A 692-nucleotide genomic window follows, 5' to 3' on the forward strand; every position below is an offset into this window, starting at 1 on the left:
CCAAGGACGACTGGGCGCTGGCCAAGTTCGACGGCGAACCGGTTTACGAACACCCGGATCCCCGCCGTGGCGAACACAAGGACTGGGGCACGTTGATCTTCGACTACGGCCGTACGGAGGTGCGCAACTTCCTGGTGGCCAACGCCCTCTACTGGCTCGAAGAGTTCCACGTGGACGGTCTGCGGGTCGATGCGGTGGCCTCGGTGCTGTACCTGGACTACTCCCGCGAAGACGGCGAATGGGCACCCAACCAGTACGGCGGGCGGGAGAACCTGGAAGCCATCGCGTTCCTGCAGGAGGCCAACGCCACGGCGTACCGGCGCAACCCGGGCATCGTGATGATCGCCGAGGAATCCACCGCCTTCCCGGGCGTCACGCAGCCGACCGAGAACAACGGTCTGGGCTTCGGCATCAAGTGGAACATGGGTTGGATGCACGACTCCCTGGAGTACGTGGCGGAAGACCCGATGTACCGGCACTACCACCACGGGAAGCTGACCTTCTCGCTCGTGTACGCCTACTCGGAGAACTTCATCCTGCCGATTTCGCACGACGAGGTCGTCTACGGAAAGGGCTCCCTCCTGCGCAAGATGCCGGGCGACCGTTGGAAGCAACTTGCCGGGGTGCGCGCCTACTTGGCCTTCATGTGGGCCCATCCGGGCAAGCAGCTGGTGTTCATGGGGCAGGAGTTC

The 692-nt window shown here is 63.9% G+C and carries 1 pseudogene; it reads left to right on the plus strand.

The features are described 5' to 3' along the window. Positions 1–692: pseudogene (locus tag GTW58_RS13345) on the plus strand (1,4-alpha-glucan branching enzyme); the annotation flags it as partial.

Source organism: Kocuria subflava, from assembly GCF_012163155.1.
GTDB lineage: Bacteria > Actinomycetota > Actinomycetes > Actinomycetales > Micrococcaceae > Kocuria > Kocuria subflava.